This is a genomic window from Micromonospora sp. NPDC049201, assembly GCF_055586805.1.
This window is the reverse complement of record NZ_JBVJHM010000005.1, coordinates 135,305-161,462: the sequence shown is the minus strand read 5'-3', so window position 1 is coordinate 161,462 and position 26,158 is coordinate 135,305. Positions and strand designations below refer to the sequence as shown.

Here is a 26,158-nt window from a genome sequence, read left to right as displayed (position 1 = left end):
TCGTCGCGGCCGGCGGTCAAGACGTCTCCAGCTCGCGGTCGATCAGGTCGAAGATGTTCTCGGTGGTGGCCGACTCCAGGTCGCCGTCGTCGGCGGTCGTCTCCCGCGCGGTCAGCCGGTCCAGCAGGCTGTGCAGCCGCTCGGTGATGCCGCGGAACGCCTCGTCGTCCGGGTCGAGCCCGGCCAGCGCCGCCTCCAGCCGGTCGAGGTCCCGGCCGACGCCGCTGGCGGCGTCGGTCGTGCCGTCGGGCACGGCGATGCGGGTGGCCAGGTGGGCGGCGAGCGCGGCCGGCGTCGGGTTGTCGAAGACCAGCGTGGCCGGCAGTCGCAGCCCGGTGGCCGCGCCGAGCCGGTTGCGCAGCTCGACCGCGGTGAGCGAGTCGAAGCCGAGTTCCCGGAACGCGCGGTCCGGTTCCACCCCGGCCGGGTCGCCGACGCCGAGCACCACGGCGACGTGCGCCAGCACCAGATCACGCAGCGCCCGCTCGCGTTTCTCGCCGGACAGGCCGCGCAGCGTCTCCGCGTACGCCGGGCCGCCGGCTGCCTCGGTGACCGTGCCGCGGCGCGTGCCGGCGCGGACCAGCGCGGTGAGCAGCGGATGGACCGGGCCGCCGGTGCCCTGCGTGCTGATCTTCGCGGGCATCAGCGTGGGTCGTTCGGAACGCCAGGTGGCGTCGAACAACGCCAGCGCCTCGTGGTCGGTGAGCGCCACCAGGCCGCTGCGTTCCAGCCGCCGCCGGTCGACCGCGCCCAGGTGGCCGGTGATCCCGCTGGCGGTGGCCCACAGGCCCCAGACCAGGGAGACCGCCGGCAGGCCGGACGCGCGCCGGTGCTCGGCGAGGGCGTCGAGGAACGCGTTGCCGGCCGCGTAGTTGCCCTGGCCCGGACCGCCCATCAGGCCGGCGGCGGCGGAGTAGAGCACGAACGCGGTCAGCTCCTGGTCGCGGGTGGCGCGGTGCAGGTTCCAGGCCGCGTCGACCTTGGGGCGCAGCACCGCGGCGAGCCGCTCCGGGGTGAGCTTCTCGACGGTGGCGTCGTCGACGACGCCGGCGGTGTGCACCACGGCGCGCAGCGGGTGCCGCTTGTCCACCAGGGACAGCACGTCGGCGACCGCCTCCGGGTCGGCCAGGTCGGCGGCGACGAGCTGCACCTCCGCACCGCCCGCCTTGAGGTCGGCGAGCAGCTCGTCGGCGCCCTCGGCGTCCGGGCCGCGCCGGCTGACCAGCAGCAGGTGCCGGGCGCCGTGCGCGGCGACCAGGTGTCGGCAGAGCAGCGCGCCGAGCGTGCCGGTGGCGCCGGAGACCAGGACGGTGCCGTCGAGCCGGGGCGTCGGCGGGATGGTCAGCGTGAGCTTGCCGACGTGCCGGGCCTGGCTGAGGAAGCGGAACGCCTCGGGCGCGCGCCGAACGTCCCAGGTGCGGCGCGGCAGCGGGCGCAGCGTGCCGGCGGCGAACAACGCCATCAGCTCCGCCAGCATCCGCCCGACGACGGCCGGGCCGGCCGCCATCAGGTCGAAGCCCTGGTAGCTGACGCCGGGGTGGTCGGCGGCGACCCGGGCCGGATCACGCGGGTCGGTCTTGCCCATCTCGACGAACCGGCCGCCGCTGTCGAGCATCCGCAGCGACGCGTCCACGTACGCGCCGGCGAGCGAGTTGAGCACCACATCGACGCCCCGCCCGGCGCGGCGGGCCCGGAACTGGTCGACGAAGTCCAGGGAGCGGGAGGAGGCGATGTGCGCGTCGTCGAGGCCGGTGGCGCGCAGCACCGGCCACTTGCCGGGGCTGGCCGTGCCGTAGACCTCGGCGCCGAGGTGCCGGGCGATCTGCACGGCGGCCATGCCGACGCCGCCGGTGGCGGCGTGCACCAGCACCGACTCGCCGGCGGTGAGCCGGCCCAGCTCGACCAGCCCGTACCACGCGGTCAGGAAGACCACCGGCACGCCGGCCGCCTCCGCGTACGACCAGCCGTCCGGGATGCGGGTGACCATGCGGTGGTCGGTGACCGCGACGGTGGCGAACGAGCCGGCGAAGATGCCCATCACCCGGTCGCCGGGTTTCAGGTCGGTGACGCCGGGGCCGACCTCGCGGACCACGCCGGCGCCCTCGCTGCCGAGCACCTCCTGGCCGGGGACCATGCCGAGCGCCAGCACCACGTCCCGGAAGTTGAGGCCGGACGCGCGCATCTCGACCGCGACGTGCCCGGCCGGCACCGCGCCGGCCTCGACCGGCACCGGCAGCAACGCCAGGTTCTCCAGCGTGCCCTTCTCGGTGACGTCGAGCCGCCACGGCTGCCGGTCGCCGGGTGGCGTCAGCACGCCGGTGTCCCGGGCCCGGGCCAGTCGGGGGGTGAGGGCAGCGCCGTCGCGGAGCGCGAGCTGCGGTTCGCCGGACGCGAGCGCGGCGGGCACCGCGTCGAGCGTGGCGGCGGCGTCGTCCAGGTCGAGCAGCGTGAACCGGCCGGGGTGTTCGGACTGGGCGGAGCGGACCAGCCCCCACACCGCGGCGCGGGCCGGGTCGCGGGGGGCCTCGCCGGGCGCGGCGGCGACCGCGCCCCGGGTGGCGAGCACCAGGCGGGCGGCCTCCAGGCGGGGTTCGGTCAGCCACCGGTGCACCAGCGCGAGCGTGTCGCGGGCGGCGGAGTGGGCGTCCGCGTCCACCCGCTCCGGGTCCGGGCCGGGGCCGCCGCGCAGGTCGACCACGATCTCCGGTACGTCGTCGTCGCCGTCCACGGCGGCGAGCAGCGCGTCCAGGTCGGGGTGGACGGTCACCCGGTGACCGGCTCCGGTCAGCGCTCCGGCCAGCCCGGCGGGATCGCCGCCGGGCGTGCCGACCTGATCGCCGCCGACCGGGTCGGCGAGGCCGGCGCCGGCCGGGTCGGTGCGGTCGCCGGTGAGCAGCGTCCAGCGGGTCGGGGCCGGGGTGTCGGTGGCCGGCAACGGCGTCCAGTCCAGGTGGAACACGGCGGTGCGGCGCAGCGCGGCGGCGGCGTCGTCCTGGCCGGCGGCGACCGGGCGGAACGTCAGCGACTCGACGGTGGCGACCGGTCGGCCGGCCGGGTCGGCGAGCGTGACGGCGACCGTGTCCGGGCCGAGCGAGCGGATCGTCACCCGCAGCCGGGTGGCGCCATGGGCGTGCAGCGTGACCGCGCGGAGCGTGAACGGCAGCCAGCCGCTGCCGGTCTCGGCGGGCGTGCCGAGCAGCGCGGTGGGGCCGGTGGCGTGCAGGGCCGCGTCGAACAGCGCCGGGTGCAGGCCGAACCGGGACGCGTCGGCGGCCTGCGCCTCGGGCAGCGCCACCTCGGCGTACACCTCGTCGCCGTGCCGCCAGACGCGGTGCAGGCAGCGGAACGCGGGACCGTAGGTGAGGCCGGCCCCGGCGGTGCGGGCGTACCAGGCGTCCAGGTCCGCGTCGACCTCGACGGCGCCGGCCGGCGGCCACTCCCCCGGCCCGGGTTCGGGTTCGGAAAGCTGCGGCAGCAGCAGGCCCTCGGCGTGCCGGGTCCAGTCGGCGTCGCCGTCGTCGGCGGGACGGGAGTGCAGCGTGACGGCCCGTTCGCCGGCGTCGCCGGGCGCGCCGACGCGTACCTGCACCTGGACGGCGCCGGTGGCGGGCAGCACGAGCGGGCTGATCAGCGTGAGGTCGCCGACGTGACCGGCGTCGACCTCGTCGCCGGCCCGGATCACCATGTCGGCGAGCGCGGTGCCGGGGACGACGACGGTCCGGCCGACGACGTGGTCGGCGAGCCACGGGTGGGTACGCGTGGACAGCCGTCCGGTGAGCACCACGGTCCGGTCGTCGGCGACCGGCAGCGCGGCGCTGAGCAGCGGGTGCCCGGCGTCCTGGAGGCCGGCGGAGGCGACGTCGTGGGTGGGTCGGGCGGTGGTGGTGAGCCAGTACCGCTTCCGGTCGAACGCGTACGTGGGCAGGTCGACGGTGGCCGCGGGGGTGAGCACGGCGGTCAGGTCGACGGGCAGGCCGAGGGTGTGCGCGACCGCGAGGCTGGTCAGCAGCCGGGTCGGATCGTCGTCACCCCGGCGCAGCGTGGACAACGTGTGCCCCGCCGTGTCGGCGTCGTCGAGGATCGCCGTCACCGGCATCGTGAGCACCGGATGCGCCGACACCTCCACGAACGTGCGATGCCCAGCCCCGAGCGCGGTCCGCACCGCCTCCTCGAACCGCACCGGCTGCCGCAGGTTCATGTACCAGTACCCGCCGTCCATGCTCTCGGGGTCGGCCCAGTCACCGGTCACCGTGGACACCATCCGGGTGTGACCCGGCTGCGGGACCAGCCCCGCCAGATCGGTGAGCATCCGGTCACGGATCCGCTCCACGCCCGGGTTGTGGGAGGCGTAGTTGAACGGCACCGGCTTCGCCCGCACCCCCTCGCCCGCCCACCGCTCGCGCAACTCCGCCAGCATGTCCGGCGGACCAGACACCACCACATGCCCCGGACCATTGAGCACCGCCACCACCGTGCCGGGCACACCCTCGATCCGCGCCTGCACCTCATCGGCCGGCAGATCCACCGCCAACATCCCGCCGGAACCCGCCAGAGTGGCCAGCGACCGCGCCCGCAAAATGACGGCCTTCGCCGCGTCGTCGAGTGACAGCACCCCGGCCACACACGCCGCGGCCATCTCACCCTGCGAATGACCGATCACCAACGACGGCTCAACCCCGGCAGCCCGCCACACCTCGGCCAGACACACACCGACCGCGAACAACACCGGCTGTAAGATCTCGACCCGGTCGAGCCAGGCATCGTCGTCACCGGTCAACACCGACACGAGATCCACGTCCAGGAACGGCGCGAACGCCCGCTGACACTCGGCAAGACGCACGTCGAACGGCGCACACCGACCCACCAGACCGGCCGCCATCCGCACCGACTGACCACCCTGACCCGGAAACACGAACACCGGACCCGGGCCGTGCTCGACGGCCGAACCCGACACCACGTTTCCCGTCGGGGCCCCCGACGCGAGCGCGTCCAGCGCCGTCAGCAGCTCGTCGCCTGTGGTGCCGACCACTGCGGCGCGGTGCTCGAACGTCGAGCGGGTGGTGGCGAGGGACCAGGCCACCGCCGCCGGGTCGGGCTGCCCGCCGGCGCGCAGGTGGGCGGCGAGCCGGGCGGCCTGCGCGGCGACGCCGGCCCGGGTACGGGCCGACACCGGCCACAGCCGGACGTCGGCGTCCACCAGGCCCGGGGCGGCGGGCGCCGGACGCGCGTCGGGCTCGTCGGCCTGTTCGATGACGACGTGGGCGTTGGTGCCGGAGATGCCGAACGACGACACCGCCGCCCGACGCGGCCGGTCCACCGCCGGCCACTCCCGCGCCTCGGTCACCAGCTCCACCGCACCGGCCGACCAGTCGATGTGCGGCGACGGCTCGTCCACGTGCAGCGTCGGCGGCACCACACCGTGCCGCATCGCGAGGACCATCTTGATGATCCCGGCGACGCCGGCGGCGGCCTGGGTGTGCCCGATGTTCGACTTGATCGAGCCGAGCAGCAGCGGCTGCTCGCGGTCCTGGCCGTACGTGGCCAGCAGCGCCTGCGCCTCGATCGGGTCACCCAACGTGGTGCCGGTGCCGTGCGCCTCCACCACGTCCACGTCCGACGTGGACAGTCCCGCGTCCGCCAACGCGGCCCGGATCACCCGCTGCTGCGACGGGCCGTTCGGCGCGGTCAGCCCGTTCGACGCGCCGTCCTGGTTGATCGCGCTGCCGCGCACCACGGCGAGCACCGGGTGACCGTTGCGGCGGGCCTCGGAGAGCCGTTCCAGCAGCAGCACGCCGACGCCCTCGCCCCAGCCGGTGCCGTCAGCGCCGGCGGCGAACGCCTTGACCCGGCCGTCGGCCGCCAGTCCACGCTGGCGGGAGAACTCGACGAACAGCCCGGGTGTCGCCATCACGGTCACGCCGCCGGTGAGCGCGAGGTCGCACTCGCCGCGGCGCAGCGCCTGCACGGCCAGGTGGAACGCGACGAGCGACGACGAGCAGCCGGTGTCCACCGACACGGCCGGTCCTTCCAGGCCCAGCGCGTACGACACCCGGCCGGACACCACGCTTGCCGCGTTGTCGGTGCCGCCGAAGCTCTCGTCCGGGGCGACCAGCACCAACGCGCGGTAGTCCTGCCCGTTGGTGCCGGCGAACACGCCGGTCCGGGAGCCGCGCAGCGATTCCGGCACCACGCCGGCCCGCTCGATCGCCTCCCAGGACGCCTCCAGCAGCAGCCGCTGCTGCGGGTCCATGGCGGCGGCCTCGCGCGGCGAGATGCCGAAGAACACCGGGTCGAAGTGGCCGGCGTCGGGCACGAACGCGCCCTGGTCGGTGTAGGTGGTGCCGGCCGACGCCGCCGCCGGGTCGACCAGCGTGTCCGGGTCCCAGCCCCGGTCGGTGGGGAAGTCGCCGACCGTGTCCACGCCGTCGGCGACGATCCGCCACAACGCGTCCGGGTCGCTGACGCCGCCGGGGAAGCGGCAGGCCATCGCCACCACGGCCACCGGCTCCTCGCCGGACCCGACGGTGGTGACCGGGGTCCCGGCGGGCGCCGGGTCGGCGCCGAGCAGCGTGTCCCGCAGCAGCCGGGCCAGCGCCACCGGCGTGGGGTGGTCGAAGACCAGCGTGGTGGGCAGCGGCTGGCCGGTGGCGGTGACCAGCCGGTTGCGCAGCTCCACCGCGGTCAGCGAGTCGAAGCCGAGGTCCCGGAACGCGGTGGTGGCCGGGATCGCGGCGGAGTCGGCGTGGCCGAGCACGTCGGCGGCGAGTTCCCGGACCAGGTCGGCGAGCGTCTCCTCGCGGCGGGCCGGGTCCAGGCCGGCGAGCCGGGCCCGCAGCGTCGCCGCCGGTCCGTCGTCGGCGTCGCCGTCGGCCGGCGCGCCGCCGTCGAGCGCGGCCTTCGCCTCCGGTACGCCCTCCAGCAGCGGCCGACGCCGGGCGGACGCGTACGCGGGCGCGAACCGGGACCAGTCCACGTCGGCGACCGTGAGCGTCACGTCGTCGTGGTCGAGGGCCTGCCGCAGCGCGCTCATCGCGACGTCGGCGTCCATCGGCGGTACGCCCCGGCGGCGCAGCGCCCGGTCGGAGTCGGCCACGTGCATGCCGCCCTCACCCCACGAACCCCAGGCGATGGCGGTGCCGGCCAGCCCGTCGGCGCGTCGCCGCTGCGCCAGCGTGTCCAGGTAGGCGTTGCCGGCCGCGTACCCGGCCTGCCCGGCGCTGCCCCAGGTGGCGGCGATGGACGAGTAGACGACGAACGCGTCCAGCTCGTCGTCGGCGAGCAGGTCGTGCAGGTGGGCCGCGCCGGCCACCTTGCCGGCGGTCACCTCGGCCAGCTCGGCGGCGGTGACGGCGTCCAGCGGGGTGGTCTGCGGCAGGCCGGCGGTGTGCAGGACGGCGCGAATCGGCGGACCCTCGGCGCGGAGCCGGTCGAGCAGCGCGGCGACGGCGGCCCGGTTGGCGAGGTCGCAGGCGGCGACCGTGACGCGGGCACCCCGCTCGCGCAGCTCGGCGGCCAGCTCGGCCGCACCGGGCGCGTCCGGGCCGCGCCGGCTGACCAGCACCACGTGTGCGGCGCCGGCGTCGGCGAGCCAGCGCGCGGCGCGCGCGCCGAGCCCGCCGGTGCCGCCGGTGACCAGCACGGTGCCGGTGGGCGTGAAGTGGCGTACCGAGGGGCGGTCGCCGATCGGCGCGCGGACCAGGCGGCGGCGCAGGACGCCGGGGCCGCGCACCGCGAGTTGGTCCTCGCCGGCCGGCGCGGCGAGCAGCGCGGCGAGCCGGCCGGCGGCGCGCGCGTCGGGCTCGGCGGGCAGGTCGACGAGGCCGCCCCAGCGGTGCGGGGCCTCCACGCCGGCCACCCGGCCCAGCCCCCAGACCGCGCCCTGGGCCGGGTCGGTGCCCCGGTCGTACGCGGTGGCGGCCACCGCGTTGCGGGTCACCAGCCACAGCGGCGCGGCCAGGCCGGTGTCGCCGAGCGCCTGGGTGAGCGCGAGCGTGGCGGCCAGGCCGGGCAGGAGCGGGTCCGGATCGGTGGCGGGCGCCCAGGACAGCAGCGAGACCACCCCGCCGACGTCGACGCGGCCGTCGCGGCCGGTGCCGGCGTCGGTGAGGTCGGCATCCGTGGCGTCGGCATCCGTGGCGTCGGCATCCGTGGCGTCGACCCACGTGGCGTCGGTGAGCGCGGCGGCGAGCGCGGGCCGGTCGGCGTCGCGTGCCACGGTCAGCGGGCGCACGTCGGCGCCGGCGGCGGTGAGCGCGGCGCGGACGGTGGCCACCGCCGGGTCGTCGTCGAGGCCGGTCGGCACCGCCAGCAACCAGGTGCCACCGAGCGCGGCGGTGGCCGGTTCGGGCGCGGCCTGCCACTCGATCCGGTAGCGCCAGCCGTCGAGCTGGTCGTGCTGCTGCTGCCGACGTCGCCAGCCGGCGAGCACCGGCAGCAGCGTCCGCAGCGACTCGGCCGCCTCGGCGTCGTCGACGGCCAGGGTGTCGCGCAGCGCGTCCAGGTCGGCGCGGTCGACGGCGTCCCAGAACCGGTGGTCGAGCAGGGCGGCGCCGGCGGCCGGGACGGCCGGCTCGTCGGCGGGCACCCAGTAGTGCTGCCGCTGGAACGGGTAGGTGGGCAGGTCGACCAGGCGACCGGGCCGGCCGGCGAACGCGGGCTGCCAGTCCACCGCCGTGCCGGCGACGTGCAGCGCCGCGACGGACCGGTGGAACCGGTCCAGGCCACCCTCGTCCCGGCGCAGCGTGCCGGTGACCGTGGCGGCGTCCGGGCCACCGGCGGCCTCGGCGCTGTCCTGCACCGCCATGGTGAGCACCGGGTGCGCGCTGACCTCGACGAACGTGCGGTAGCCGGCGTCGACGAGGCGGCGGACCGCGTCGTCGAAGTGGACCGTCTGGCGCAGGTTGCGGTACCAGTAGTCGGCGTCGAGGCCGGCGGTGTCCAGCCAGTCGCCGGTCACGGTGGAGCGGAACCGGACCGTGCCGCTGCGGGGCGTGACGTCGGCGAGCCGGGCCAGGAGCTGGTCACGCAGCGGCTCGACGTGCGCGGAGTGCGAGGCGTAGTCCACCGGCACCCGGCGTACCCGGACGTCCCGGGCCTCGTAGTGGGCGACCAGCTCGTCCAGCGCGGCGACGTCGCCGGAGACCACCACCGCGGTCGGGCCGTTGACCGCCGCCAGGGAGATCCGCCCGGCCCAGCGGGTGATCGTCTCGGTCGCCTCGTCGGCGGTGGTCGCCACGGACACCATGCCGCCGTCGCCGGCCAGCTCCGCGATGACCCGGCTGCGCAGCGCCACCACGGCGGCGGCGTCGTCCAGGGTGAGGCCGCCGGCGACGTGGGCGGCGGCGATCTCGCCCTGCGAGTGGCCGATCACCGCGGACGGCTGCACGCCGTAGGACTGCCACAGCGCGGCCAGGGACACGCCGACCGCGAACAGCGCCGGCTGCACCACGTCCACCCGGTCCAGCGACGGCGCGTCCGGCGCGCCGCGCAGCACGTCGAGCAGCGACCAGTCGACGTACGGGCGCAGCGCCTCGGCGCAGGCGGTGAGCTTCGCCGCGAAGACCGGGGCGGTGTCGAGCAGCGCGGCGGCCATGCCGACCCACTGCGAGCCCTGGCCGGGGAAGACGAACGCGACCTCGCCGGGCTGGCCGGCGGCGCCGGTGACCAGCGCCGGGGCGGACCGGTCGTCGGCAAGCGCGTCCAGCGCGGCGGTCAGCTCGTCCCGGTCGGCGGCGAGCACCACGGCGCGGTGCTCCAGCGGCGACCGGGACACCACCGACGTCCAGGCCACGTCGGCGGGCGCGAGGCCCGGCTCGGTGGCGAGCCGTCGGGACCAGCGTTCGGCCTGCTGGCGCAGCGCGGTACGGGTGCGGCCGGTGAGCAGCACCGGTCCGGTCCGGTCGGCCGGCGTGGCCGGGGCCGCCGGTTCCTCGGCGGGTTGTTCCAGCACGATGTGGGTGTTGGTGCCGCTCATGCCGAACGAGGAGACGGCGGCCCGGCGGGGCCGGTCCACGGCCGGCCACGGCGTCGGCTCGGTGACCAGCCGGACCGCGCCGGCGGTCCAGTCGACGTGCGGGGTGGGTTCGTCGACGTGCAGCGTGGCCGGGACGATCCCGTGCCGCATGGCGTGGATCATCTTGATGATCCCGGCGATGCCGGCGGCGGCCTGCGCGTGCCCGAGGTTCGACTTGATCGAGCCGAGCAGCAGCGGCCGGTCGGCGGGCCGGTCCTGCCCGTACGTGGCCAGCAGCGCCTGCGCCTCGATCGGGTCACCCAGCGTGGTGCCGGTGCCGTGTGCCTCCACCACGTCGACCAGGTCGGGGGTGAGCTTCGCGCCGGCCAGCGCGGCCCGGATGACGCGCTGCTGGGACGGGCCGTTGGGGGCGGTGAGGCCGTTGCTCGCGCCGTCCTGGTTGACCGCCGAGCTGCGGATGACGGCCAGCACCGGGTGGCCGTTGCGGCGGGCGTCGCTGAGCCGTTCCAGCAGCAGCACGCCGACGCCCTCGGCCCAGCCGGTGCCGTCGGCGGCGGCGGCGAACGACTTGCACCGCCCGTCGGCGGCCAGCCCGCGCTGCCGGGAGAACTCCACGAACGGGCCGGGCGTGGCCATCACGGTGGCGCCGCCGGCCACCGCGAGCCCGCACTCGCGTTCCCGCAACGCCTGACAGGCGAGGTGGACCGCCACCGACGAGGACGAGCAGGCGGTGTCCACGGTGATCGCCGGGCCCTCCAGCCCGAACGTGTAGGCGAGCCGGCCGGAGACCACGCTGGCGGCGGTGCCGGTGAGCACGTACCCCTCGGCGTTCGGCGCGCGGTGCAGCACGGCGGCGTAGTCCTGGCCGGACGTGCCGACGAAGACGCCGGTGCGGCTGCCGCGCAGCGACAGCGGGGCCAGGCCGGCGCGTTCGAACAGCTCCCAGGTGACCTCCAGCAGCAGCCGCTGCTGCGGGTCCATGGCGACCGCCTCGCGGGGCGAGACGCCGAACAGCGCGGCGTCGAACTGCCCGGCGTCGGCCAGGAACCCGCCGGCCGCGGTGTAGGAGGTGCCGGCGTTCTCCGGGTCGGGGTGGTGCAGCAGGTCGAGGTTCCAGCCCCGGTCGGCGGGGAAGTCGCCGATGGCGTCGCCGCCGTCCGCGACGAACCGCCACAGCTCCTCCGGCGAGCTGATCCCGCCGGGGTAGCGGCAGCTCATCGCCACCACCGCCACCGGCTCGGACTCCTCGGCGGTGACCTCGCGCAGCCGCTGGCGGGTCTGGTGCAGCTCGGTGACGACCCGGGTCAGATACTCCCGGAGCCGTGCCTCGTCCCCGGCCGGTCCGGTGGTGCCCACTGCCGTGTCCGCCATGGTCGATTCCGCTCCCTGGTGTGCCACGCGTGCCTCAGGACAACCCGAGATCGCGGTCGAGAAGGTCGAAGAGCTCCTGGTTGCTGGCCGTCCGCAGCCGGTCGGCCACGTCCTCGCCCGGTTCCGCCGGCTCGTCGGCGCCGAGCCGCTCCAGCAGCCGGTGCAGCCGCATGGTGATCCGCACCCGGCCGAGGTCGTCGCGCTCCCGCAGGGTGAGCGCCTCCTCCAGCCGGTCCAGTTCCTCCACGGTGGGCAGTTCCCGCTCCGAGGACTCGTCGACGAGCTGGGCGCGCAGGTGCTCGGCGAGGGCCTGCGGGGTGGGGTAGTCGAACACCACCGAGCTGGCCGGCGCGAGGCCGGTGAGCCGGGCCAGCCGGCCGCGCAGCTCCACCGCGGTCAGCGAGTCGAACCCGAGGTCCCGGAACGGCCGGTCGGCCTCCAGGGCGTACGGGCTGTCGTGGCCGATCACCTCGGCGGCGGCGGTGCGGATCAGGTCGACCAGCAGCCGGTTCTGTTCGGCGGCGGTCAGGTCGGCGAGGCGCTTGCGCAGTTCCGCGAGCGTCTCCGCGCCGCCGGTGTCGGCCGGGTCGGCGCCGGCGGGCGGGGCCGCCACCTCGGGCAGGTCGCCGATCAGCGGCCGGGGCCGGGCGGCGGCGAAGACCGGAGCGAAGCGCGCCCAGTCCACGTCGGCGACGGTGAGCACCGGGTCGTCGCCGGAGATCGCGGCGCGCAGCGCGGCCATCGCCGGTTCCCGGTCGAGCAGCGTGACGCCGCGCCGGCTCATCGCGGTGGCGTGGTCGGCGTCGACCATGCCGCCGCCGGCCCACGGTCCCCAGTTGACCGACACCACCCGCGCCGGCCCGGCCGGGCGGGACTGCGCCCAGGCGTCCAGGAACGCGTTGGCGGCGGCGTACGCGCCGTGGTCGCCGACGCCCCACGCGGCGGCGATGGAGGAGAAGTAGACGACCAGTTCCAGCGCCGCCGGGTCGAGCAGTTCGTCGAGGTGGCGGGCGCCGGCGGTCTTGCCGGAGACCACGTCGGCCAGTTCGTCGGTGGTGACCGCGCGCACCGGGTTGAGGCGGCCGACGCCGGCGGCGTGCACCACCGCGCGGACCGTCTCGCCGTCGGCGCGCAGCCCGTCGACGAGCGCGGCGACGGCGGCGCGGTCGGCCAGGTCGCAGGCGAGCACCCGGGCCTGCGCGCCGAGGGCGGCCAGCTCGGCCACCGTCTCGGCGACGCCGGGCGCGTCCGGGCCGCGCCGGCTGACCAGGATCAGCGTGCGGGCGCCGTGCCGGGCGAGCCAGCCGGCGGCGTACCGGCCGATGGCGCCGGTGCCGCCGGTGATGAGCACGGTGTCCGGTGACGTCCAGGTCGGGGCGTCCGGCCGGGCCGGGCGGGGCGCCCGGACGAGTCGGCGCAGGTGCACGCCGGCCGGGCGGACCGCGAGCTGGTCCTCGCCGTCGGTGTTGGTCAGCGCCCGCAGCAGGTGCTCCCCGGTGGCGGCGTCGAGGTCGGCCGGCAGGTCGAGCAGGCCACCGGCGTGCGCCGGGTGTTCCAGCGCGGTGACCAGCCCGAGGCCCCAGGTGGTGGCCTGCTCCGGCCGGGCGAGCGGGTCACCGGTGCCGGTGCTGACCGCCTGCCGGGTGAGCAGCCACAGCGGCCCGGTCGGCGCGACGTCGGTGACGGCCTGGACCAGCGCGAGGTTGCCGGTGAGACCGGCCGGCACCCCCGGGTACGCCGGGTGCGGGCGCTCGTCCAGCGCCAGCAGCGACACGATCCGGCCGGGCCCGTCCGGCAGGGCACCGGCCAGGTCGGCGCGGGTGACGGTGGCCGGGTCGACGGTGAGCGTGCGCACCGTGCCGCCGTGCGCGCCGAGCATCTCGGCGATCCGCTCCGCCGGTTCGGTCGCCGCGTCGCCGGGCGTCACGAGCAGCCAGTCCCCGGTGGCGGGGCCGGCGGTGAGCTGCCGTCGTGGCCAGGTGATCCGGTAGCGCCAGCCGTCGGCGGCCGCGTCGGCGCGACGCCGCTGGTGCCAGTCGGCGAGCGTGGGGAGTTGGTCGCGCAGCGGCCGGTCCGGGTCCACGCCGAAGCGGGCCGCCAGGGCGTCGCCGTCGCCGGCGGTGACGACCTGCCAGAACGCGTCGTCGGCGGGGTCGGCGGCGGCCGGGGCGGCGACGCCGACCAGCTCGCCGTCGGCGACCGGCCAGAAGCGCTGGTGGCGGAACGGGTAGGTGGGCAGCGCGACCGGGTCGGCGTCGGGCAGCAGCGCCGCCCAGTCCACGGGCGTGCCGTGGCAGTGCAGCCGGGCCAGTGCGCCGAGCAGCGTGGCGACCTCGTCCCGGCCGGGACGTTGCACGCCGGTGACCAGCGGCCCGCCGTCCGGCAGCAGGTCGGCGGCGAGCGCGGTGAGCACCGTGTCCGGGCCCACCTCCAGCAGCGTGCCGACGCCGAGGTCGCGCAGGTGGGTGACGGTGTCGCCGAAGCGCACCGCCTCCCGGACGTGCCGCACCCAGTAGTCGGGGGTGCGGATCAGGTCGGTGTCGACGACGCGACCGGTCAGGTTGGACACCAGCGGCACGACCGGCGCGGCGTAGTCCAGGCCGGCGGCGACAGTGGCGAACTCGGCCAGCATCGGCTCCATCAGCGGGCTGTGGAACGCGTGGCTGACGGTGAGCGGCTTGGTGCGTACGCCGAGGGTGGTGAAGTGGTCGGCGAGCGCGGACAGCGCCTCGTCGGCGCCGGCGACCACGACGGCGGCCGGTCCGTTCACGGCGGCGACGGCGGCCCGGTCGGCGTGCCCGGCGAGCGCGTCGGTCACCTCGGCCTCCCCGGCGGCGACGGCGAGCATCCCGCCGCCGGCCGGCAGCGCCTGCATGAGCCGGCCGCGCTGGCCGACGAGCGTGCAGGCGTCCGGCAGCGACAGCACGCCGGCGACGTGCGCGGCGGTGATCTCCCCGACGGAGTGCCCGGCGACCAGGTCGGGGCGGACGCCCCAGTCGGCGAGCTGCCGGTGCAGCGCCACCTCGACGGCGAACAGCCCGGCCTGGGTGAACGCGGTCTGGTCGAGCAGCGCGGCCTCGGCGCTGCCGTCGGGCGCGAACAGCACGCTCTTCAGCGGGCGGGGCAGGTACGCGTCGAGGTGCTGGCAGACCTCGTCGAGCGTCTCGGCGAACGCGGGCAGCGCCTGGTACAGCTCGCGGCCCATGCCGGCGTGCTGGGCGCCCTGACCGGAGAAGATCATGGCGAGCGTGCCGGGGGTGGCCACGTCCCGCCGCACGGCGGGGTGGCTCTCCCCCGCCGCCAGCGCGCGCAGCGCGGCCTGCCGGGTGTCCGGGTCGGCGGCCAGCAGCACCGCGCGGTGCCGCAGGTGGGAGCGGGCGGTGGCCAGTGTCCGCGCCACCGCGGCGGCCTCGTCGTCGAGGTCCGTCGCGGCCAGCCGGGCGGCCTGCGCGCGCAGGCTCTCGTCGTCGGCGGCGGAGAGCGGCCAGGGCAGCAGCGGCAGCGCCGGCCGCGGCGCGGCGTGGTCCGGCTCGGTCGGGGCGTCGTCGGCGGGCGGGGCCGCTTCCAGGACGACGTGGGCGTTGGTGCCGCTGACGCCGAACGCGGACACCGCCGCGCGGCGCGGCCGGTCCGTCTCCGGCCAGGGCCGGGCCTCGGTGAGCAGCGCCACGCCGCCGTCGGACCAGTCGACGTGCGGGGTGGGCTCGTCCACGTGCAGCGTGGGCGGGAGCTGGCCGTGCTGGAGCGCCAGCACCATCTTGATCACGCCGGAGACGCCGGCCGCGGCCTGGGTGTGACCGATGTTCGACTTGACGGAGCCGAGCAGCAGCGGACGGTCGGCGGGGCGGTCCTGCCCGTACGTGGCGAGCAGCGCCTGCGCCTCGATCGGGTCGCCGAGGCGGGTGCCGGTGCCGTGCCCGTCGACCGCGTCCACGTCGGCCGGGGTGAGCCCGGCGTTCGCCAGGGCCTGCCGGATGACGCGCTGCTGGGCGGGGCCGTTCGGGGCGGTCAGGCCGTTGCTCGCGCCGTCCTGGTTGACGGCGGAGCCGCGCACCACGGCCAGCACCCGGCGGCCGTCGCGGCGGGCGTCGGAGAGTCGTTGCAGCAGCACCAGGCCGGCCCCCTCGCCCCAGCCGGTGCCGTCGGCCGAGCCGGCGAACGACTTGCACCGGCCGTCGGCGGCGAGGCCGCGCTGCCGGGCGAACTCCAGGAACGGCCCGGGGGTGGCCATCACGGTGACGCCGCCGGCCATCGCGAGGTCGCACTCGCCGGCGCGCAGCGCCTGCACCGCGAGGTGCAGCGCGACAAGCGACGACGAGCAGGCGGTGTCCACGGTGACGGCGGGGCCCTGCAACCCGAACGTGTAGGACAGCCGGCCGGAGACCACGGCGGCGGCGTTGCCGGTGGCCTGGTAGCCCTCGGTGTCGGCGCGGGCGGCCATCAGCAGCGTGGCGTAGTCCTGCCCGTTGGTGCCGACGAACACGCCGGTGCTGCTCTCCCGCATGTCGGCCGGGGCCAGGCCGGCGCGTTCGAACAGCTCCCAGCCGGTTTCCAGCAACAGCCGCTGTTGCGGGTCCATCACCAGCGCCTCGCGGGGCGAGATGCCGAACAGGCCGGCGTCGAAGCCGCCGACGTCGGTGACGAAGCCGCCCTCCCGGGCGTACGAGGTGCCGGGCGTGTCCGGGTCGGGGTCGTAGATGGCGTCGAGGTCCCAGCCTCGGTCGGCGGGGAACGGGCCGATCGCGTCGCGGCCCTCGGCGACCAGCCGCCAGAACTCCTCGGGGCTGTCCACGCCGCCCGGGTAGCGGCAGCTCATCGCCACCACGGCGATCGGTTCGTCGAGTGCGGCGACGGCCCGGGTGGGCGCGGGCGCCGCGTCGGTGACGCCGAGGATCCGGTCGGCGAGCCAGCCGGCGAGCAGCGCCGGGGTGGGCCGGTCGAAGACCAGCGTGGCGGGCAGCCGCAGCCCGACCGCCTCGGCGATCCGGTTGCGCATCTCGACAGCGCTGAGCGAGTCGAAGCCGATGTCGCGGAACGGCCGGTCCGCGCCGACCGCCTCGGCCGAGGCGTGCCCGAGCACGGCGGCGGCGTTGCTCCGCACCAGTTCGAGCAGGGCGCGACGGCGGTCCGGCTCGGCCAGCCCGGCGAGCCGGCCGCGCAGCGGGGACGCCTCGGCCGGCTCGTCGTCGGCGCGGGTGGCGGCGAGCAGGCGGGCCACCTCGGGCAGGTCCTCGATCAGCGGGCGCGGGCGGGCCAGCGCGTACGTCTGGTGGAACCGGTCCCAGGCGATGTCCGCGACGGCGAGCGTGACCTCGTCGGTGGCGAGCGCCCGGGCGAGCACGGCGACGGCCAGGTCGGGGCGCATCGGCCGGACGCCGGAGCGGAACATCTGGTCGGCGGCGCCCTCGGTGTCCATCATGCCGCCGCCGTCCCAGGCGCCCCAGGCCACGGCCGTGGCGGGCCGGCCACGGCGGCGGCGGTCCTCGGCGAGCGCGTCGAGGAACGCGTTGCCGGCGGCGTAGCCGCCCTGGAGGCCGCCGCCCCAGACGCCCGCGCCGGAGGAGAAGAGCACGAACGCGGCGACGTCGTCGCCGAACGTCCGGTCGAGGTTGACCGCGCCGGCCACCTTGGCGTGCAGGCCGTCGGCGAGCGCGGCCAGGTCGGTGCCGTCGAGCGGGCCGGCGTGCGCGACGCCGGCGGCGTGGAAGACCGCGTCGACGCGGACGTCCTGCCCGGCGAGCCGGTCGACGAGGTCGCGCAGCGAGTCGGGGTCGGCGACGTCGCAGGCGGCCACCGTGACGCGGGCGCCGAGCGCGGTCAGCTCCGCCTCCAGCTCGGCGGCGCCGGGGGTGGCCGGGCCCTGCCGGCCAGTGAGCACGAGATGGTCCGCGCCGTCGGTGGCCAGCCAGCGGGCCACGTGCGCGCCGAGCGAGCCGAGGCCGCCGGTGACCAGGACCGTGCCGGCGGGTCGCCAGCCGGTGGTCCCGGGCGGGGTGTCGCCGCCGGCGCGGGCGAGCCGGCGGCCGAACAGCCCGGAGGGGCGGACCGCGAGCTGGTCCTCGTGTCCGACCCCGGCCAGCACGACGGCGAGCCGGCCCCGGGCGCGGCGGTCCAGGACGGCCGGCAGGTCGACCAGGCCGCCCCAGCGGTCCGGGTGTTCCAGCGCGGCGACCCGGCCGAGGCCCCAGACCAGGGCCTGCGCGGGGTGGTCGAGCGGGTCGGCGCGGCCGGTGGTGACCGCGCCCCGGGTAGCGCACCACAGCGGCGCGGCGCAGCCGACGTCGCCGAGCGCCTGCACGAGCGCGAGCGTGCCGGCGAGCCCGGCGGGCACGACCGGGCGGTCCGGGTGGCCGGTCTCGTCCAGCGCGAGCAGGGACAGCACGCCGGTGAGCGCGTCGGTGTCGAGCCCGGCGAGCTGACCGGCGAGGGCCGCCCGGTCCGGGTCGTCGACGGTGACCGGCACGACGCCGGCACCGGCCTCGCCGAGGGCGGCGACGACCTGACCGACGAGCGGGTCACCGGCGTACGCGGCGGGGGCGACGAGCAGCCAGGTGCCGGTGAGCCGGGCGGCTGTCGCGGCGGTGAGCGGCGTCCAGCGCACCCGGTACCGCCAGGCGTCCACGGTGGACTCGTCGCGGCGGCGTTGCCGCCACTCGGTGAGCAGCGGCAGCGCCTCGCCGAGCGCCCGGGCGGCGCCGCCGTCGACGTCGAGGGCGGCGGCGAGCGCGTCCGCGTCGGCGCGTTCCACGGCGTCCCAGAACTGCCGGTCGGCCTGGTCCTCGACGGTCGCGACCGGGCCGGTGCGGACCGGCGACTCGGGCCAGTAGCGCTGCCGGTGGAACGCGTACGTGGGCAGCGGCACGGGCGCGGCGGCGCTGACGCCGCAGACCGCGGCCCAGTCCACGCCGACGCCGTGGGTGTGCAGCTCGGCGAGCGCGGTGAGCACGCGCGGCCAGCCGCCGGCGTCGCGGCGCAGCGTGTTCACCACGGCGGCGTCGTGTTCGGCGTCGTCGATGGTCTCCTGCATGCCGAAGCTGAGCACCGGGTGCGGGCCGACCTCCAGGAACACCTGGTGGCCGTCGGCCAGCAGGGTCCGCACGGCCTGCTCGAAGTTCACCGTCTGGCGCAGGTTGCGGTACCAGTAGTCGGCGTCGAGCGTGGTGGTGTCGGTGGGCTGGCCGGTGAGCGCGGAGTAGAACGGCACCTCGGCCGGGCGGGCGGTGATCCCGGCCAGGCTGGCCAGGAGCCGGTCGGCGACCGGTTCGACGTGCGGCGAGTGGGAGGCGTAGTCGACGTCGAGCGGGCGGACCCGCACGTCGTCGGCGGCGCAGGCGGCGACCAGCTCGGCGAGCGCGTCCGGGTCACCGGCGACCACCACCGAGCCGGGTCCGTTGACCACCGCCAGGCAGAGCTGGCCGGGCCAGCGGTCGAGCATCCGTTCGACCCGCTCGGCGGGCAGGCCGACGGAGGCCATGCCGCCCTTGCCGGCGATGTCGGCGAGCACCTGGCTGCGCAGCGCCACGATCCGGGCGGCGTCCTCGAGGGAGAGCGCGCCGGCCACGCAGGCGGCGGCGATCTCGCCCTGGGAGTGCCCGACCACGGCGCCGGGCCGGACGCCGAGGGAGCGCCAGAGCCGGGCCAGCGAGACCATGACGGCCCACAGCGCGGGCTGGACGACGCCGGAGGCGACAAGCGGCGGTGCGCCGTCGGCGCCGCGCAGCACGTCGGTCAGCGACCAGTCGACCCAGGGCGTGAGGACGGCTTCGCACTCGGCGATGGACGCGGCGAAGACGGGCGAGGTGTCCAGCAGGTCGACGGCCATGCCGGGCCAGTGGCCGCCGTGGCCGGAGAAGACGAAGACGGGCGCCGGGTTGCGTAGCGCGGTGCCGGTGACCACGGTGGGCACGGTTTCGCCGTCGGCCAGCGCGGTGAGGCCGCGGGTCAGTTCGTCGGCGTCCCGGCCGAGCACGACGGCGCGGTGCGGGAAGGTCGCCCGGCTGCTGGTCAGCGCGTGGGCCACCTCGGCGGGCGCGAACTCGGGGTACGCGGCGAGGTGGGCGCGCAGCCGGCCCGCCTGGTCGGGCAGCGCGGCCCGGTCGGCGGCGGAGAGCGCGAACGGGATCACGCCGGCGTCGACGGCGGCGCCGGGCCGGAACTCGGCCGGGGCGGCGGTCGCGGGGGCGTGTTCCAGGATGACGTGGGCGTTGGTGCCGGAGATGCCGAACGACGACACCGCCGCGCGGCGGGGCCGGTCCCGGTCGGGCCACGGCGTCGGGGCGGTGGCCAGGGTGATCGCCCCGGCCGTCCAGTCGACGTGCGGCGACGGCTCGTCCACGTGCAACGTCGGCGGGACGATGCCGTGCCGCATCGCGAGGACCATCTTGATGATCCCGGCGACCCCCGCCGCCGCCTGCGTGTGACCGATGTTCGACTTCACCGACCCGAGCAGCAACGGCGTCTCCCGGTCCTGCCCGTACGTGGCCAGCAGCGCCTGCGCCTCGATCGGATCACCCAACGTGGTACCCGTGCCGTGCGCCTCCACCGCGTCCACGTCCGACGTGGTCAACCGCGCGTTCGCCAGAGCCTGCCGGATCACCCGCTGCTGCGACGGCCCGTTCGGCGCGGTCAGGCCGTTCGACGCGCCGTCCTGGTTGACCGCGCTGCCCCGCACGACGGCCAGGACGCGACGGCCCTCGCGTTGCGCGTCGGAGAGCCGCTGCACCAGCAGCACGCCGGTGCCCTCGCCCCAGCCGGTGCCGTCGGCGGACGCGGCGAACGACTTGCAGCGGCCGTCCGGGGACAGACCGCGCTGGCGGGAGAACTCGATGAACGTGCCCGGCGTGGCCATCACCGTCACACCACCGGCCAGGGCCAGGTCGCACTCCCCGGACCGCAGCGCCTGCACCGCCAGGTGCAACGCCACCAGCGACGACGAGCAGGCCGTGTCGACGGTGACGGCGGGGCCCTCCAGCCCGAACGAGTACGCGACGCGGCCGGAGAGCACGCTGGCCGAGGTGCCGGTGCCGATGTAGCCCTCGACCTCGGCGGGCAGCTCCATCAGGCGGGACGCGTAGTCGTGGTACATGACGCCCGCGAACACCCCGGTACGCGAGCCGCGCAGCCCGGCCGGGTCGAGGCCGGCCGACTCGAACGCCTCCCACGAGGTCTCCAGCAGCAGCCGCTGCTGCGGGTCCATCGCCAGGGCCTCACGCGGCGAGATGCCGAAGAAGCCGGGGTCGAACTCGGGCGCGCCGTAGAGGAAGCCGCCGTGCCGGGTGTACGAGGTGCCGCTGTGGTCCGGGTCGCTGTCGAACAGCGACTCCAGGTCCCAGCCCCGGTCGGCGGGGAACTCGGAGATGCCGTCGCCACCGGCGGCCAGCAACTCCCAGAGCTGCTCCGGGTTCTCCACCCCACCGGGGTAGCGGCAGGCCATGCCCACGATCGCGACCGGCTCGTCCAGGCCGGTCGTGGTGGCCGCCTCCGGGGCGCCGGTGGGGTCGGTGCGGGCGCCGGCCAGTTCGGCGTACACCTGGCCGGCCAGGATCTGCGGCGTCGGGTAGTCGAAGACCAGCGTGGACGGCAACCGCAGCCCGGTGGCCGCGTTGACCCGGTTGCGCAGGTCCACCGCGGTCAGCGAGTCGAAGCCCAGTTCCCGGAACGCCCGGTCGGTGGGCACCGCGTCCGCGCCGCCGTGCCCGAGCACCTGGGCCACCAGGCCACGGATCAGCGTGTCGATCTGGTCGCGGGCGTCCTGCGGGTCGAGGCCGGCGAGGCGGTCGGCCCAGTTGCCCCGGCCGGCCTGGCGGCGGGTGGTGACCGGGCCGAGCAGCGCCCGCAGCAGCGACGGCACCCGGCCGCCGACGATCTGGGCCCGCATCGCGGGTACGTCGATGACGGCCGGCACGAGCGTGGCCCGCCCGGCGGTGAGCGCGGTGTCGAACAGTTCCAGGCCGACCTCGGGGCTCATCGCGCCGAGGCCGGCGCGGGTGGAGCGGGCCCGGTCGACGTCGGACTGGGCGGCGGCCATGCCGTCGGTGTCCCACATGCCCCAGGCCAGGCTGACCGCCGGCAGTCCGTCCTGCCGGCGTTGCGTGGCGAGCGCGTCGAGCACACCGTTCGCGGCGGCGTACGCGGCCTGGCCGGGTGAGCCGAGCACCCCGGCGACGGACGAGAACAACACGAACAGGTCCAGGTCGAGATGCCGGGTGGCCTCGTGCAGCCACCACGCCGCCGTGACCTTCGGCGCGAGCACGTTCGCCAACCGCTCCGCGCTGATCGACGACACCACCCCGTCGTCCAACACCCCGGCGGTGTGCACCACCCCGGCGAGCCGACCCGCCACACCCGCCACCAGACGCGCGACCTGATCCCGATCGGTCACGTCACACGCCACCACCGACACCGACGCACCCAGCCCGGACAACCGCTCGACAAGCGCGTCCGCACCCGACGCGGCCGGCCCCTGCCGCGACACCAGCACCAGCGACCGCACCCCGTGCCCGGTGACCAGATGCGCCGCCACCAGGGCACCGAGCGAACCGGTGCCGCCGGTCACCAGCACCGTCCCGGCCCCGACACCCCGGCCACGGTCGGGGTCATCGGCCGTCGCCGCGCCGGCCACCGGGGCGGAGGCCGTCTCCGTCGCCGGGAGCGCGGCGCGGACCAGGCGCGGCGTCAGCACGACGTCGCCGCGTACCGCCACCTGCCCGCCCGTCGCCGGCAGGTCACCCAGCACACCGGCCAACACCGACAGCACCCCGCCGTCGACGTCCCGATCCAGATCGGCCAACACGATCCGCTCCGGATGCTCCGACTGCGCCGACCGCACCAACCCCCACACCGCCGCACCCGCCAGATCGGTCACCCGATCGTCGCCCGCCGCCACCACCGCACCCCGGGTCACCACCACCAACCGCGACTCGGCCAACGACTCCGCCGCCAACCACCCCTGCACCACCGCCAACACATCCGACGCCACCACCCGCACCGCGTCAGGCACCTCCACGTCGGACGGCCCCGCCACCGGCAACACCAGCGTGTACGGCAACCCCTCCCCCGCGTCGACCACCGCCGACACATCCGGATACGACAACAACCCGTCGACGGACGCGCCGAGCACCGCCCACCCGGCAAGGTCGTCCCCGGCCGGCACCGGCTCCGGCTGCCAGGACACCTCGAACAGGGAGCGGGCCGCCGCGCCGGGCGCGGTCAGGCCGGTCATCTCCCGCAGGACCAGGGAGTCCACCGACACGACCGGCGCACCGGCGTCGTCGGCGGCGACCAGGCGCACCGCGGCGCCGTCGCGGGAGAGCCGCACCCGCAGCGCGGTCGCGCCGACGGCGTGCACCTGCACGCCCTCGAACGCGAACGGCACCCGGGGACCCCCGCCGTCGGCGGCGAGCAGCAGGCCGATCGGGTGCAGCGCGGCGTCCAGCAGGGCCGGGTGCACCGCGAAGCCGGCGCCGGTGACGTCCTCGGGGAGCGCAACCTCGGCGTACACCTCGCCGTCGCCGGTCCAGGCCCGGCGCAGGCCCCGGAACGCCGGCCCGTACGCCAGGCCGCGTTCGGCCAGGGTGTCGTACCAACCGGTCAGGTCGACCTCGGTGGCGGTGGTCGGCGGCCAGGCCGGCAGGCCGGGCTCGTCGGCGACGGCCGGTTCGAGCAGGCCCTCGGCGTGCCGCACCCAGCCGGCCTCCGGGTCGTCCTCGGCCTGGGCGTGCACGGTCACCGCGCGGGCGCCGGCCTCGTCGGCCGGGCCGACCCGCACCTGCACCCGGACGCCACCGGCGGCGGGCAGCACCAGCGGCGCGGCGATGGCCAACTCACGCAGCCGGGACACGCCGACCTCGTCGCCGGCCCGGACCACCAGCTCGACAAGCGCCGCGCCGGGCAGCACCACCACGTCGCCGACCTGGTGGTCGGCCAGCCAGGGGTGGGTGCCGGCGGAGAGCCGGCCGGTGAGCAGCACCATGTCCTCGCCGGCCACGGAGACGGCGGCGCCGAGCAGCGGATGCCCGGCCGCGCCGAGACCGGCGCCGGAGACGTCGGCGAGCCGGCCGACCGGCTCCAGCCAGTACCGCTCGTGGTGGAACGCGTACGTGGGCAGGTCGACCGGGCGGGCGCCGGCGTCGGCGAGCAGGGCGTCCCAGTCGACGGTCAGGCCGGCCGTGTGCAGTCGGGCCAGCGCCTCCAGCACGGCGCGGGATTCGGCGCGGTCCTTGCGCACCAGCGGCACCAGCACGGCCGCCGGGTCGGCGAGGGCGCCCTCGGCCATCGCGGTGAGCACACCGCTGGGCCCGAGTTCGACGTACGTGCCGACGCCCGCCTCGGCGAGCCGGTCCACCGCGTCGGCGAAGCGCACCGCCTCGCGGACGTGCCGCACCCAGTAGTCGGCGGTGGTGATCTCGTCGGCTTCGGCGATGCGGCCGGTCAGGTTCGACACGATCGGCACGGTGGGCGGGGCGTAGTCGAGGCCGGCGGCGACCGAGGCGAACTCGGCGAGCATCGGTTCCATCAGGGCACTGTGGAACGCGTGGCTGACCCGCAGCCGGTGGGTGGGCGTGCCCTGGTCGGCCCAGTGCGCGGCGAGCGCGTCGATCGCCTCGGCGTCGCCGGAGACCACCACCGCGGCGGGCCCGTTGACGGCGGCGATGCCGGCCCGTCCGGTCACGTCGGCCAGTGACGCGGTCACGTCGGTCTCGCCGGCAGCCACGGCGAGCATCGCGCCGCCGGCGGGCAGCGCCTGCATGAGCCGACCGCGCGCGGCGACCAGCCGGGCGGCGTGGGCCAGCGACAGCACGCCGGCGACGTGCGCGGCGGCCAGCTCGCCGATCGAGTGGCCGACGAGGTAGTCCGGGGTCAGCCCGAACGAGCGGGCCAGCCGGTGCAGCGCCACCTCGACGGCGAACAGGCCGGCCTGGGTGAACTGGGTCTGGTCCAGCAGGTCGCCGGCTTCGAACAGCACCGGCTTGAGCGGCTGCGGCAGCAGCGGGTCGAGGTGCGCGCAGACCTCGTCCAGCGCGGCGGCGAAGACGGGGAACGTGTCGTACAGGTCGCGGCCCATGCCGGCGCGTTGCGCGCCCTGCCCGGAGAAGAGGAACGCGACCCGGCCGCGCGGTCCGACGGCGCCGGTGACCACGGTCGGCGTGGGTTCGCCGTCGGCCAGCGCGCGCAACCCGGCGAGCAGCTCGTCGCGGTCGGCGGCGAGCACCACGGCCCGCGCGTCCAGGTTGGCGCGGCGGCGGGCGGCGGCGGCCCAGTCGACCGGCCGGGCGTCGGCGGCCACGCGGTCGGCCCACCGGCGGGCCTGCGCGGCGAGCGCCTCGGGGTCGCGGGCGGAGAGCAGCACCGGCGCCAGCGGCGGCGGCGTGCCGGGGGTGGGTTCGGGCTCGTCGGCAGCCGGCGGCTGCTCGACGATGACGTGCGCGTTGGTGCCGCTGATGCCGAACGACGACACCGCCGCCCGGCGGGGCCGGTCCGACTCCGGCCAGGGCCGCGCCTCGGTGAGCAGGGTGACCGCGCCGGCCGACCAGTCGATGTGCGGGGACGGCTCGTCCACGTGCAGCGTGCGGGGCAGCACGCCGTGCCGCATCGCTTGGACCATCTTGATGATGCCGGCGGCGCCGGCCGCAGCCTGGGTGTGGCCCAGGTTCGACTTGACCGAACCGAGCCAGAGCGGGTCGCGCCCGTCGCGGTCCTGCCCGTACGTGGCGAGCAGCGCCTGCGCCTCGATCGGGTCGCCGAGCGTGGTGCCGGTGCCGTGCGCCTCGACCACGTCCACGTCGGCCGGGGACAGCCGCGCGTTGGCGAGGGCCTGCCGGATGACGCGTTCCTGGCTGGGGCCGTTCGGGGTGGTCAGGCCGCTGCTGGCGCCGTCCTGGTTGACCGCGCTGCCCCGGATGATGCCGTGGATGCGGCGGCCGTCGCGTTGCGCGTCGGAGAGGCGTTGCAGCAGCAGCATGCCGACGCCCTCGGCCCAGCCGGTGCCGTCGGCGGCGGCGGCGAACGACTTGCACCGCCCGTCGGCGGCCAGCCCGCGCTGGCGGGAGAACTCGGCGAACACGCCGGGGGTGGAGAGCACGGTGACGCCACCGGCGAGGGCCAGATCGCAGTCGCGCTGACGCAGCGCCTGCACGGCGAGGTGCACCGCGACCAGCGACGACGAGCACGCGGTGTCGATGGTGACGGCCGGGCCCTCCAGCCCGAACGTGTACGCGACCCGTCCGGACACCACGCTGCCGGAGTTGCCGGTGCCGAGGTAGCCCTCCACGCCCTCCGGCAGGTCCAGCACCCGGGACGCGTAGTCGTGGTACATCACGCCGGCGAACACGCCGGTCCGGCTGCCGCGCAGCCGGTGCGCGTCCAGCCCGGCGGACTCGAACGCCTCCCAGGTGCTCTCCAGCAGCAGCCGCTGCTGCGGGTCCATGGCGAGCGCCTCGCGCGGCGAGATGCCGAAGAACGCCGGGTCGAACTCGGTGGCCTCGTAGAGGAAGCCACCCTTGTCGGTGTACGACGTGCCCGGGTTGTCTGGGTCGACGGAGAAGAGCCGCTCCAGGTCCCAGCCCCGGTCGGTCGGGAAGTCACCCACCCCGTCGCGGCCGTCGGCGACGAGCTGCCACAGCTCGTCCGGGCCGTGCACGCCGCCCGGGTAGCGGCAGGCCATGCCCACGATGGCCATCGGCTCGCGGTCCTTGGCCTCCACCTCGCGGACGCGCCGCCGCGCCTCGCGCAGGTCGGTGGTGGCGCGGCGGAGGTAGTCGAGGAACTCTGCCTCAGTGGGCATCGGGGCGCTCCGTATCGGGATCAGAGGTCCGG

The 26,158-nt window shown here is 76.6% G+C and carries 2 protein-coding genes; both read right to left on the bottom strand.

Annotated features, from left to right (window positions below):
• Nucleotides 1-16 precede the first annotated feature (16 nt).
• On the bottom strand, nucleotides 17-11,329 hold the full coding sequence (locus tag ACZ6O5_RS12870) for a type I polyketide synthase (RefSeq protein ID WP_465977228.1): 11,313 nt from the start codon (nucleotides 11,327-11,329) through the stop codon (nucleotides 17-19).
• A 49-nt stretch (nucleotides 11,330-11,378) separates the two neighbouring features.
• Complete coding sequence (locus tag ACZ6O5_RS12865) at nucleotides 11,379-26,141, bottom strand: type I polyketide synthase (RefSeq protein WP_465977226.1); 14,763 nt, start codon at nucleotides 26,139-26,141, stop codon at nucleotides 11,379-11,381.
• Nucleotides 26,142-26,158: the final 17 nt, after the last annotated feature.